General features: G+C 72.5%; 10 protein-coding genes. 8 read left to right on the top strand and 2 right to left on the bottom strand.

The window, feature by feature from the left end; translation table 11 throughout:
* Positions 1-119 precede the first annotated feature (119 nt).
* A complete protein-coding gene (locus tag AC3RX1_RS00050; protein ID WP_491499188.1) occupies positions 120-1,187 on the bottom strand; it encodes a Glu/Leu/Phe/Val dehydrogenase family protein in 1,068 nt (355 codons plus the stop codon).
* 177 nt (positions 1,188-1,364) lie between these two features.
* On the opposite strand from AC3RX1_RS00050, the gene AC3RX1_RS00045 reads away from it, so the two are divergent.
* From AC3RX1_RS00045 to AC3RX1_RS00035, 3 genes are all read left to right on the top strand, one after another.
* On the top strand, positions 1,365-2,405 hold the full coding sequence (locus AC3RX1_RS00045) for a putative endonuclease domain-containing protein (protein ID WP_498238917.1): 1,041 nt from the start codon (positions 1,365-1,367) through the stop codon (positions 2,403-2,405).
* A 144-nt stretch (positions 2,406-2,549) separates the two neighbouring features.
* The gene (locus tag AC3RX1_RS00040) at positions 2,550-3,350 is read left to right on the top strand and encodes a methyltransferase domain-containing protein (protein WP_491499186.1); all 801 of its coding nucleotides are present in this window, start codon (positions 2,550-2,552) and stop codon (positions 3,348-3,350) included.
* Positions 3,351-3,390: 40 nt separating this feature from the next.
* The gene (locus AC3RX1_RS00035) at positions 3,391-3,867 is read left to right on the top strand and encodes a YbaK/EbsC family protein (RefSeq protein ID WP_491499185.1); all 477 of its coding nucleotides are present in this window, start codon (positions 3,391-3,393) and stop codon (positions 3,865-3,867) included.
* A gap of 75 nt (positions 3,868-3,942) precedes the next feature.
* On the opposite strand, the gene AC3RX1_RS00030 is transcribed toward AC3RX1_RS00035, so the two are convergent.
* The gene (locus AC3RX1_RS00030) at positions 3,943-4,728 is read right to left on the bottom strand and encodes an IclR family transcriptional regulator (RefSeq protein ID WP_491499184.1); all 786 of its coding nucleotides are present in this window, start codon (positions 4,726-4,728) and stop codon (positions 3,943-3,945) included.
* Positions 4,729-4,780: 52 nt separating this feature from the next.
* On the opposite strand from AC3RX1_RS00030, the gene hutH reads away from it, so the two are divergent.
* From hutH to hutI, 5 genes are read left to right on the top strand one after another with little or no spacing between them, the layout of a single operon-like run.
* Entirely contained in the window at positions 4,781-6,322 is a 1,542-nt protein-coding gene (gene hutH, locus AC3RX1_RS00025; RefSeq protein WP_491499183.1) for a histidine ammonia-lyase, read from the top strand.
* A 19-nt stretch (positions 6,323-6,341) separates the two neighbouring features.
* Positions 6,342-8,000 carry a urocanate hydratase gene (gene hutU / locus AC3RX1_RS00020; RefSeq protein ID WP_491499182.1) on the top strand — a complete coding sequence of 553 codons (1,659 nt, stop codon included), beginning with the start codon at positions 6,342-6,344 and terminating at the stop codon, positions 7,998-8,000.
* 1 nt (position 8,001) lies between these two features.
* Positions 8,002-9,237, top strand: a complete 1,236-nt coding sequence (locus AC3RX1_RS00015; RefSeq protein WP_491499181.1) for an allantoate amidohydrolase — start codon at positions 8,002-8,004, stop codon at positions 9,235-9,237.
* The gene (locus tag AC3RX1_RS00010) at positions 9,234-10,523 is read left to right on the top strand and encodes a formimidoylglutamate deiminase (protein ID WP_491499180.1); all 1,290 of its coding nucleotides are present in this window, start codon (positions 9,234-9,236) and stop codon (positions 10,521-10,523) included. Before AC3RX1_RS00015 ends, AC3RX1_RS00010 begins: the two co-directional genes overlap by 4 nt.
* A complete protein-coding gene (hutI, locus tag AC3RX1_RS00005; protein ID WP_491499179.1) occupies positions 10,520-11,713 on the top strand; it encodes an imidazolonepropionase in 1,194 nt (397 codons plus the stop codon). Before AC3RX1_RS00010 ends, hutI begins: the two co-directional genes overlap by 4 nt.
* The last annotated feature ends 129 nt before the right edge of the window (positions 11,714-11,842 follow it).

The following is an 11,842-nucleotide window of genomic DNA, read 5'->3' as shown; positions in this document are numbered from 1 at the left end:
CGTGCACGCGCCGGTACGGGCTCCGGCCCGGCGTCGTCGCCGGCGCCGTCCATCATGCCACCCGGACTCGGTTTCACGAATCGCGGAACCGAGTCCGGGTGCTGCACCCCGCTGTCGCCTCAGACCCTGGCTGCGTGGGCGGCCTCGAGCCGCGCCGCCGCGAGCCTCTCTGCAGCCTGCAGCGGCGTCGTGTCGTGTTCGGCGGCCTCGTCGAACACTCGACGCAGCGTGTCGCCGATCGCGCTCACGCGCTGCATGATCTCCTCACGGGTTCCGTGCTCCTTCGCCTCGAGATCGAGATAGATCACGCCGCCGGCGTTCACCACGAAGTCGGGGGCGTACAGGATGCCGCGCGCGGCGAGCCGGTCGGCGCCGGAGCGGTCGGCGAGCGGGTTGTTCGCGGGACCGCAGACGGCCTTCACGACGAGGGCGTCGATCGTCTCGTCGTCGAGCACCCCGCCGATGCCGGCCGGGACGAACACGTCGCCGGGCACGTGCTGCTCGGTGCCGGGGGTGACCCAGGTTGCGCCGAGCGCCGTGGCGACGTCCTTCTTCGCCGGGTTCACGTCGGTCACGGTCAGCACTGCGCCCTCGGCGGCGAGGCGCTGGGCGAGTCGTCCGCCGACCTGGCCGAGCCCGGAGATCGTGACGCGGCGGCCGGTGACGTCCATCGATCCCGTGACGCGTTCCAGAGTGGCACGCAGCGACTCGTAGACCCCGAGGCTCGTGGGTCCCGCGGGTTCGCCGGAGCCGCCGACGGTGTCCGGCAGGCCGACGACGTGCGCGGTGCGCTCGCTGACGGTGAGCATGTCCTCCGTCGTCGAGCCGACATCTTCGGCGGTGCGATACAGGCCGCCGAGCGACTCGACGGCGTCGCCGAGGTCGAGGAACGCGGCGCGCCGGCGATCGGCGTCGAGGGTCTCGCCGGGCGCCAGGCGGATGACGGACTTGCCACCGCCGGCGTCGAGGCCGGCCGCGGCGTTCTTCAGGGTCATCGCGGCCGAGAGGCGCAGCGCGTCGCCGAGGGCGTCGCTCCAGTGCGGGTACGTCCACAGCCGGGCGCCGCCGAGGGCCGACCCGAGGGCGGAGGAGTGGAGGGCGACGGCGATGAACAGGCCGCTGCGCGGGCCCCTGATCACCTCCACGCGCTCGTGCGTGAAATCGGGCAGGGGCAGGGTGTGCGTCATCGCGACCTCTTTCGGCTGGCCTTGTGGGCTGTGCGTGCGGTGCCGCGGCTTCGCGGCATCCCCGCCATTCTGCCCTGTCGCCGCCAACCACGCTCGGCCGCGGGGAAGACCGCGCAATCCCGGCCGAACGCCGTTGCCGCGGGGCCGCGTGGCCTCCGTGCGGTTTGGCGCCGAGTGGTGGGGCTTTTCAGCCGTCCACGTGACAGAAGCAGGCTGGATCTGGCTCTTGCGGCGCCTCCGGCCGACGTGGTGCACATCCGGCCTGCTTCTGCGACGCGCGCGGAGGTTCACAGCCGCCTCCACAACCCGGTCGTGCGCGCCGGTTCTCCACCGATCGTCCGTGCCCGCCTCCGGGCGCCACCACGAAGTGTCACCCTGCGGTCTATGACTGAACCCGATCTGGGCCCCGCTCCGCGCCTCCACCGCACCAAGTCACTCAAGGACGCGGGCTGGACCGACCGCGCGATCCATGCCGCCGTCGCGGAGGGGAGGCTCGTGAAGCTCCGGGACGGCGCATATTGCGATCCGGGCACCGACCCCGATTGCGTGACGGCGGGGAGACTCCGCGGCAGGCTCACCTGCGTGTCGGAGATGCGGCGCAGAGGCGTCTTCGTGCTCGATCGGTCCGTTCCGCACGTCCACATCGATCCCACCGTTTCACGACGAAGGTCGCTTCCCGGGAGCGAGACCGTCCACCGGCAACGGCTTCGGCGCACGCCGGATCCGGACGCGCTGAGCATCGACCCGTTCGACGCGCTGCTCGACGCCGTCGCGTGTCAGTCCCCGCGCGCCGCGATCGCGACGATCGACTCCGCCTTCCACCACGGCCTCCTCCGGCTCGACGAACTGGACGAGTTCTTCCTTGCCCTGCCGCGCCGCTTCCGTCGCCTGAAGCGCCTCATCGACGTCCGAGCCGAATCTGGCCCCGAGTCGTTCGTGCGACTGATCCTGCGGACGTTGAAGTGCTCCTTTGAGACCCAGGTCTTCATCCCCGGCGTCGGACGTGTCGACTTCCTCGTCGACGGCTGGCTCATCATCGAGTGTGACAGCCGTGAGTTCCATTCGTCGTGGGAGGCGCAGCGGGAGGATCGGCGACGCGATCGCGCCGCCGCCGAACGCGGCCACGCAACACTGCGCCTGGTGGCATCGGAGATCCTCGGGAGTCCCGATGCCGTACGGCGGGCGATCGACGGGCCACTGAGCGCGCGGCCGTGCTGAGGCCACAGACGGAAGACGCGGGGGTGCAGAGCCCGCTGACGTCACAGAAGCAGGCCAGATCGTCATACTCCGGCTCTCGCCCGCGTGCTCCGGCCCGAACGGGCCTGCTTTTGTGACGCTCACACGCCGCGATAGCGTCGCACCATGCCCGATGTCTACGCCCACGGCCACCACGAGAGCGTGCTGCGCTCGCACGAATGGCGCACCCTCGACAATTCCGCCGCGTACCTGAAGCCGCACCTGCGGCCGGGGCTGAGCGTCCTCGACGTGGGCGCAGGACCGGGAACGATCACCGTCGAGATCGCCCACGCCGTCGCCCCTGGCCGGGTGAAGGGGGTGGATGCGTCGGCCGACGTGGTGGCGAAGGCCGCCGCGCTCGCCGCTGAGCGCGCAGCGACGAACGTGACGTTCCGCACCGGTGACGCCTATGCCCTCGACGCCGCCGACGGCGAGTTCGACGTCGTGCACACCCACCAGGTGCTGCATCACCTCGCCCGGCCCGTGGACGCGCTGCGCGAGTTCCGCCGGGTCGCCGGCCGAGACGGCCTCGTGGCCGCCCGGGAGGTCGACTACGAGGGCACGATCTGGTATCCGCTCCTTCCCGCCCTCGACGAGTGGCTCGATGTCTTCTGTCGCATGCACCGTGGGCTCGGCGGCGAGCCGTCGGCCGGGCGGCGGTTGAAGGCGTGGGCGCGGGAGGCGGGATTCGCCGACGTGACGGCGACCGCTACGACGTGGCTGTTCACGACGCCCGAGGACCGTGCCTGGTGGGGCGGCATGTGGGCCGACCGGGCGCTGCAGTCGTCGTTCGCCGAGCACGCCCTCGCGCAGGGCGTGACGGACCGGGCCGGGCTGCAGCGGATCTCGGACGGATGGCGCGAATGGGCGGCCAGCGACGACGGCTGGCTCCTCATGCCGCACGCCGAGATCCTCGCCCGCGGGTGACCCGACGGGAGCCGTCGGGCCGGCGCCCTATGCTGGCCGGATGACCGACCAGCTCCCCGCCCGCAGCCGTCTCGTCCACGATGCGATCCGCGCCGCCGGGATCGCCGGCGACATCGTCGTGCTGCCCGATTCCGCCGCGACGGCGGCTCTCGCCGCGGCAGCGCTCGGTGTGGAGGTCGGCGCCATCGCCAACAGTCTCGTCTTCTTCAGCGACGGTGCGCCGCTGCTCGTGATGACCAGCGGCGCCCACCGCGTGGACACGAAGGCGCTCGCGCACCGGCTCGGCCGAGACGAGATCCGGCGCGCCACTCCCGACGAGGTGCGCGACGCCACCGGGCAGGCCATCGGCGGCGTCGCACCCGCGGGCCACCCGTCACCCGTCGTCACCGTGGTCGACGAGGCGCTCGCCGCGTACCCCGAGATCTGGGCCGCCGCCGGCACACCGCACACCGTGTTCCCGCTGACGTTCGCCGAGCTCGTGCACCTCACCCGGGGAACCGTCGAGCGCGTCGACTAGCGTCAGCCGAGGATCCCCCGAGCCGGCATCTCGCATGACGCACATCGGCAGGCCCGTCGTCCGCTGACGCCGGGTCTAGCGTCCCGAGATCCGGCGGGAGAGCTCGGCCGCTGCGGCGGCGACGAGCGGGGCCATGGATGCGGCGTCCCGGCCGGCATCATCGGGCCACGTCACCGCCATCGCCGCCGCGGGCCACCCGGCGTGGTCGGTGACAGCGACGCCGACCGACCGCAGGCCGAGCGTCACTTCGCCGTCCTCGGTCGCGAAACCGGCGGCCCGCACTTCGCGCAGCACCTCGCGCAGCTGCGCAGGGGTGGACGGCCCCCGACCCGTGCGGTCGGCGAAGGCAGACGCATCCGGGTACAGCGCACGCACCTGCTCGCGGGGGAGCGCTGCGAGCATGGCACGGCCGGTCGCGGTGAGGTGACCGGGCAGGCGCACGCCGACATCGGTGACGAGAGCCGGCCGGCGCGGCGCGCGCTCCTCGACGATGTAGAGCACGTCGCGGCCGGTCATCACCGCCAGATGCGCGCTCTCTCCGGCCCGATCGGCGAGGCCCGCGACGAGAGGACGACCGAGCCGCGCGAGCGGCTCCTGCCGGGCGTACCCGCCGGCGAGCTCGAACGCCGCCGTTCCGAGCCCCCAGCGCTGCTCGCGCTCGAGGTGCACGGCGAACCCGTGCTCGGCCATCGCCCGGAGCAGGAAGTACACCGTCGAGCGGGGCAGCTCCAGCTGTGTCGCGATCGTCCGCGCCGCGACGGGGCCGCGCTGCCGCGCGAGGAAGCCCAGGATGCGGAGCGTCTGATCGGCCGCGGGCACCTGCGGACCGCCCCGGCGCGAGCTGTCTGGGATCACAGACATAGGATGGCACATCCCCCTCCCCTCGAGGGCAGCGACAGTGTGGAATCGGGGCATGGCCACACCCGTTCCCTCCTCCGTCGTCCTCGGCGAGGCCCCGCTCACCCCCGCAGAGGTCGTCGCCGTCGCCCGCCACCGCGCACGCGTCGAGATCGCTCCCGTCGCGCTCGAGCGGGTCGCCGCCGCGCGCGCCCTCGTGGAGCGTCTCGCCGACGACCCCGTGCCGCACTACGGCATCTCCACCGGCTTCGGCGCCCTTGCGACGACGTTCATCGCGCCCGACCGCCGCCGTCAGCTGCAGGAGAGCCTCATCCGCTCGCACGCCGCCGGCACGGGCGCCGAGGTGGAGGCCGAGGTCGTGCGGGCGCTGCAGGTGCTGCGCCTGCAGACGCTCGCGACCGGGCACACCGGCGTGCGCCCGGTCGTCGTCGAGACCTACGCGGCGCTGCTGAACGCCGGCATCGTCCCGGTCGTGCGCGAGTACGGCTCGCTCGGCTGCTCGGGCGACCTCGCGCCGCTGGCCCACGTCGCCCTCGCCGCGATGGGCGAGGGCGAGGTGCGCGTGGACGGCGAGCCCCTGAGCGCCGCCGACGCGCTGGCCGCGGCATCCATCACCCCTCTCGTGCTCGCCGAGAAGGAGGGGCTCGCGCTCATCAACGGCACGGACGGCATGCTCGGGATGCTCCTGATGGCCGTCGCCGACCTCGACCTCCTGCTCGACACCGCCGACGCCGCCGCCGCGTTGTCCATCGAGAGCCAGCTCGGCACCGACGCCGTGTTCGCGGCCGACCTCATGGCGCTGCGCCCGCAGGTCGGGCAGACCACGAGCGCCGCGAACCTGCGCGCACTGCTGAATCCGTCGCCCATGGTCGCGAGCCACAAGGGCCCCGAGGACAAGCGGGTGCAGGATGCGTATTCGCTGCGCTGCTCCCCTCAGGTGCACGGCGCCGCCCGCGACACCCTCGAGCACGCCCGCCTCGTCGCGTCTCGCGAGCTCGAGGCGGCGGTCGACAATCCCGTGATCACGTCGGACGGGCGGGTCGAATCGAACGGCAACTTCCACGGCGCTCCCGTCGCGTACGTGCTCGACTTCCTCGCCATCGCCGCGGCCGACGTCGCGAGCATCTCCGAGCGCCGCACCGACCGTGCCCTGGATCCGGCTCGCAGCCATGGGCTCCCGCCGTTCCTCGCCGACGAGGTCGGCGTGGACTCGGGCCTGATGATCGCGCAGTACGCGGCGGCGGGCATCGTCTCCGAGCTCAAGCGCCTCGCCGTGCCGGCGTCGGTCGACTCGATCCCGTCGTCGGCGATGCAGGAGGACCACGTCTCGATGGGGTGGGCAGCGGCTCGCAAGCTGCGCCGCGCGGTCGACGGTCTCGCGCGCGTGCTCGCCGTCGAGCTCATCACGGGCTCCCGCGCGCTCGACCTGCGCGCGCCGCTGCAGGCAGGTCCCGGCACGGGGGCCGTGCGCGACCTGCTGCGCGAGAACGGCGTCGCCGGCCCCGGTCATGACCGGTTCGTCAGCCCGGACATCGAGACGGTGACCGACCTGGTCCTCTCCGGCGCCGTGCGCGACGCCGCCTACACCGAGAACTGATTCGAGCAAGGAGAACACGATGAGCGAAGCACGCACCGTGCGCGCGACGCGCGGCAACGAGCGCACCGCCAAGAGCTGGGGCGCCGAAGCCGCCAAGCGCATGCTGATGAACAACCTCGACCCCGAGGTCGCCGAGCACCCCGAAGACCTCGTGGTCTACGGCGGCACGGGGCGGGCCGCCCGCAGCTGGGAGGCGTACGACGCGATCGTGCGCACCCTCGACGAGCTCGAGCCCGACGAGACCCTGCTCGTGCAATCGGGCAAGCCGGTCGGCGTGTTCCGCACGCACGAGTGGGCGCCGCGCGTGCTGATCGCGAACTCGAACCTCGTCGGCGACTGGGCGACGTGGCCCGAGTTCCGCCGGCTGGAAGAGCTCGGCCTGATCATGTACGGACAGATGACCGCGGGCTCGTGGATCTACATCGGCACGCAGGGCATCCTGCAGGGCACGTACGAGACGTTCGCGGCCGTGGCCCGCTCGCTCGGCAAGGACTCGCTGGCCGGCACCCTCACCCTCACCGCGGGCGCGGGCGGGATGGGCGGCGCGCAGCCGCTCGCCGTCACGCTCAACGAGGGCGCGGTGCTGATCGTCGACGTCGACGAGTCGCGCCTGGCCCGCCGCGTGGAGCACGGGTACCTCGACGAGTACACGACCGACCTGGACGCGGCCGTCGAGCGCGTCGTCGCGGCGAAGAACGCCGGCGAGGCGCTGTCGGTGGGCGTCGTGGGCAACGCCGCCGAGGTCTTCCCCGAGCTGAAGCGCCGGGGAACGCCCATCGATATCGTCACCGACCAGACCAGCGCGCACGATCCGCTGGCCTACCTGCCGATCGGCGTCGCCGTCGCCGACTGGAAGACCGAGGCCGAGCGCGACCCCGAGGGCTTCACGCGGCGCTCGCGCGAGTCGATGGCCGCGCATGTGGCGGCCATGGTGGCGTTCCAGGATGCCGGGGCCGCCGTGTTCGACTACGGCAACTCGATCCGCGCCGAGGCGAAGCTCGGCGGGTTCGACCGGGCGTTCGAGTTCCCCGGCTTCGTGCCGGCCTACATCCGTCCGCAGTTCGAGGAAGGCCGCGGCCCGTTCCGCTGGGCGGCGCTGTCGGGCGACCCGGAGGACATCTACAAGACCGACCGCGCGATCGCCGAGCTGTTCCCCGAGGACACCGCCTTGCATCGGTGGCTCGAGAAGGCGGGCTCGACCGTGCATTTCGAGGGGCTGCCCGCCCGCATCTGCTGGCTCGGCTACAAGGAGCGGCACCTGGCCGGGCTGAAGTTCAACGAGATGGTCGCCTCGGGCGAGCTGTCCGCTCCGATCGTGATCGGCCGCGACCACCTCGACTCCGGCTCTGTCGCCTCGCCCTACCGCGAGACCGAGGCGATGAAGGACGGCTCCGACGCGATCGCCGACTGGCCGCTGCTGAACGCGCTGCTGAACACGGCATCGGGCGCGTCGTGGGTGTCGCTCCACCACGGCGGCGGCGTCGGCATCGGCCGCTCCATCCACGCCGGCCAGGTGACCGTCGCCGACGGGTCGGACCTCGCCGCCGAGAAGCTCGAGCGCGTGCTGACGAACGACCCGGGCACCGGGGTCATGCGGCACGTCGACGCGGGCTACGATCACGCGAAGGACATCGCCCGCGAGCGCGGGCTGAAGATCCCGATGCTCCCGGAGGACTGACATGAGCGTGGCCGGCCGCCTCGCCGAGATCGCCGACCTCGGCCGCGACGCGGAGCGCGGCGGATACTCCCGGCATCTGTTCGACGCCTCGGACGCGCCGCTGCGGGAGTGGTTCCGTCGCAGCGCCGAGCAGCTGGGGCTCGCGGTGGAAGAAGACGACGACGCGAACCTCTGGGCGTGGTGGGGGATGCCACGACCTGGCGACGCTCAGCACCGGGCGATCGCGACGGGCAGTCACCTCGACTCCGTCCCCGGCGGGGGTGCGTTCGACGGACCACTGGGGGTCGCGAGCGCCTTCGAAGCGGTCGCGCAGCTGCGCGATTCCGGTTTCGTTCCGTCGCGGCCGGTCGCGGTGTGCGCGTTCGCCGAAGAAGAGGGATCCCGGTTCGGTCTGCCGTGCCTGGGCACACGCCTACTGACCGGTTCGGCCGACGCGGCAGCCACCCTGGCCCGCACCGACGCCGACGGCATGACGCTCGCGCAGGCCTGGCGCGACTCGGGCCGTGACCCCGAGCGGGTCGGGCCCGACCCCGAGCGCCTCGGGCAGCTGAAGGCGTTCGTCGAGCTGCACGTCGAGCAGGGCCGGGACCTCGAGGACCGCGGGTTGCCGCTCTCGACGGCATCGGCCATCATCCCGCACGGCCGCTGGAGGCTGACGATCACCGGTGAGGGAAATCACGCCGGCACCACGACGATGGACCTGCGCGCCGACCCGGTGGTCGCACTCGCCGGCGCCGTGCTGGCGGTGCGCGAGGTCGCACGGTCGCGGATGCCGGGAGCGCGGGGGACGATCGGCAAGGCGCAGATCGTGCCGGGCGGCACCAATGTGATTGCCTCCCGGGTGGTCGCGTGGATGGACCTCCGCGCCGAAACCGACGACGACGTGCGCGAGCAGTACGCGCTCACGATCGAGCGGATCCGTGCGGCCGTCGAGGCCGAGGGCTGCACCCTGGAGGTGCACGAGGAGTCGTTCACCCGGCGGGTGGACTTCGATGCCGGGCTGACCGCCACGATCACTGCCGCGCTGGAGCCCGAGTTCGGATCGGTGCCGGCCATCTCCACCGGCGCCGGCCACGATGCCGGCATCCTCGCAGGCATCGTGCCCACGGCCATGATCTTCGTGCGCAACCCGACGGGGGTCTCGCACGCGCCGGCCGAGGGCGCACGCGACGAGGACTGCGAGGCGGGCGCCCGCGCGCTGGCCGCGACCCTGCGCGCGCTGGCGGGAGAGGCATGAGCGTCGTCGCCTCCGCCCACGCCGCGAAGGCTCTGATCGACGGCGCGTTCGCCACCGACGTGCGCATCACCGCCCGCGACGGGGTCATCACCGGGCTCGCCCGGGGCGCGACGGCGCAGCCGGGTGACACGGTGCTCGGCGTCGTCGCACCCGGCTTCGTCAACGCGCACTCGCATGCGTTCCACCGGCTGCTGCGCGGGCGCACGCACGGCGGCGGGGGCGACTTCTGGGTGTGGCGCGAGGAGATGTACCACGCCGCCGGCGCGCTCACGCCCGAGTCGTACCGGGCCCTCGCCGAGAGCGTCTTCACCGAGATGCGGGACGCCGGCTACACGGCGGTGGGGGAGTTCCACTATGTCCACCACCGGCCCGACGGCACGCCGTACCGCGACCATGTGATGGAGCTGGCCCTCGCGGATGCGGCCGTGGCTGCCGGAATCCGGCTCGTGCTGCTGGACACCTGTTATCTTCGCGGCGGCGTCGGTCTGGAGCTGAGTGAACGCCAGCGGCGGTTCGGCGACGGTGACGTGCACGCGTGGCTGGAACGCTGGCAGGCGCTGCGTGACGCGGTCGCCGCCGATCCGCGCCGCCGCGCGCTCGTGTCGGTCGGCGCCGCGCTGCACTCGGTGCGCGCGGTGACGCCTGGCGATCTCGCGATCGTCGGGCAGGAGTTGCCCGCCGATGTCCCGCTGCACGTGCACCTGTCGGAGCAGGTCGCCGAAAACCAGGCGTGCCAGGACGCGTATGGCATGACACCCACAGCGCTCCTGGCCGAGCACGGCCTGGTGCGCCCGACTCTCGCCGCCGTGCACGCGACGCACCTGACCGACGACGACATCTCGCTGCTGGGGGCGGCGGATGCGTCGATCGTGATGTGCCCGACCACCGAGGCCGATCTCGGCGACGGCATCGGACCGGCCCCCGAACTGCGCGCCGCCGGCGCGATCCTGTCCATCGGATCGGACCAGCATGCCGTGATCGATCCGCTCGAAGAGCTCGCCCGGCTCGAGCTCGACCAGCGCCTGCGCGCCCAGAAGCGCGGGATCTTCACCCCGGCGCAGCTCTGGCATGCCGGCAGCGTGGGCGGCGCCCGTGCGCTGGGTCTTCTGGGAGCTCGGGATGCCGCGGGCCTGCGCGTCGGCGACCCGTTCGACGCCGTCGAGCTCGACGCCGACACCACCCGCACCCGGGGCGCCGATCTGCTCCAGCTGCCGCTGGTCGCCCGCGCCGGAGACGTGACCGCGACGATCGTTGGCGGGATCCTGACCCGGAAGGACGCCTCGTGACCACCTCGGCAACCCTCATCACGAACATCGGCGAGCTCACCACGAACGTCGCGGCCGCCGACGACCTGTGCGGAACCGTCACCGATGCGGCGGTGCTCGTCGAAGGCACACGCGTCGCGTGGGCCGGGCCCGCGGCAGATCCGGTCGCCCGACGAGCGCTGCGAGACGAGACGGTCGACGTCGTCGACGTCGGCGGGCGCGCCGTCATCCCCGGGTTCGTCGACAGCCACAGTCACCTCGTGTTCGGCGGGGAGCGGTCGGCCGAATTCGCCGCGCGCATGGCGGGGGAGCCGTATGCCGCGGGCGGCATACGGACGACCGTGGCGGCCACTCGGGCAGCGAACGACGACGAACTGCGGCGGCGACTGGCGCGGTTCGTCGCCGAGCTGCACGCTCAGGGCACGACGACGGTCGAGATCAAGACCGGATACGGCCTGACCGTGCACGACGAAGCGCGCTTGGCGCGACTTGCTGCGGAGGCCACGCCGGAGGTGACCTACCTCGGCGCCCACGTCGTCCCGGTCGAGTACGCCGACGCGCGCGACGAGTATGTCGACCTCGTCTGCGGACCGATGCTGGCCGCGTGCGCGCCGCACGCGAAATGGGTGGACGTGTTCTGCGAGACCGGCGCGTTCACCGCCGATGAGTCCCGCCGCATCCTCGAGGCCGGCGTCGCGCGTGGCCTCGTGCCGCGTGTGCACGGCAATCAGATCGGCGAGGGGCCCGGCGTGCAGCTCGCCGTCGCGCTGGGCGCGGCATCCGTCGACCACTGCACCTTCCTGACCGACGACGACGTCGCGGCGCTCGCCGGGTCCGACACCGTGGCGACGCTGCTGCCCGGGGTCGAGTTCTCGACCCGCCAGCCGTATCCCGACGCGCGTCGGCTCATCGACGCGGGCGTGACCGTCGCGATCGCCTGCGACTGCAACCCGGGATCCAACTTCTCGAGCTCGATGCCGCTCATGATCGCGCTCGCCGTACGCGAGATGCGGATGACGGTGCCGGAGGCGGTGTGGGCCGCGACCGCCGGCGGCGCGCGAGCGCTGCGCCGCGACGACATCGGCGTGCTCGCGGCCGGTACACGCGCCGACCTCGTCGTGCTCGACGCCCCGAGTCGCACCTACCTCGCGTATCGGCCCGGCGTTCCGCAGATCGCTGCCGTATACAAGGACGGCGTGCAGGTCGCCTGATATGTGGTGAGTTTTGTCAAGTGGGCAGGGTGAAGCGCCGCCGGGGCTGGCTGCCGGGCGGCGCTTCGTCGTTCGCTCGATCGGTCACGGGATGCGGCGTGTCTGGTGACGCGTGGTCAGTCTGATATG

The organism is Microbacterium altimontanum (assembly GCF_058349865.2).
This window is presented reverse-complemented; position numbering and strand designations above follow the sequence as displayed.

Excerpts from the sequence above, each read along its gene's own strand:
- AC3RX1_RS00010 (WP_491499180.1), top strand. The coding sequence starts at position 9,234 with ATGAGCGTCGTCGCCTCCGCCCACGCCGCGAAGGCTCTGATCGACGGC.
- AC3RX1_RS00050 (WP_491499188.1), bottom strand. The coding sequence starts at position 1,187 with ATGACGCACACCCTGCCCCTGCCCGATTTCACGCACGAGCGCGTGGAG.
- AC3RX1_RS00040 (WP_491499186.1), top strand. The coding sequence starts at position 2,550 with ATGCCCGATGTCTACGCCCACGGCCACCACGAGAGCGTGCTGCGCTCG.
- AC3RX1_RS00030 (WP_491499184.1), bottom strand. The coding sequence starts at position 4,728 with ATGTCTGTGATCCCAGACAGCTCGCGCCGGGGCGGTCCGCAGGTGCCC.
- AC3RX1_RS00015 (WP_491499181.1), top strand. The coding sequence starts at position 8,002 with ATGAGCGTGGCCGGCCGCCTCGCCGAGATCGCCGACCTCGGCCGCGAC.
- hutH (WP_491499183.1), top strand. The coding sequence starts at position 4,781 with ATGGCCACACCCGTTCCCTCCTCCGTCGTCCTCGGCGAGGCCCCGCTC.
- hutU (WP_491499182.1), top strand. The coding sequence starts at position 6,342 with ATGAGCGAAGCACGCACCGTGCGCGCGACGCGCGGCAACGAGCGCACC.
- AC3RX1_RS00035 (WP_491499185.1), top strand. The coding sequence starts at position 3,391 with ATGACCGACCAGCTCCCCGCCCGCAGCCGTCTCGTCCACGATGCGATC.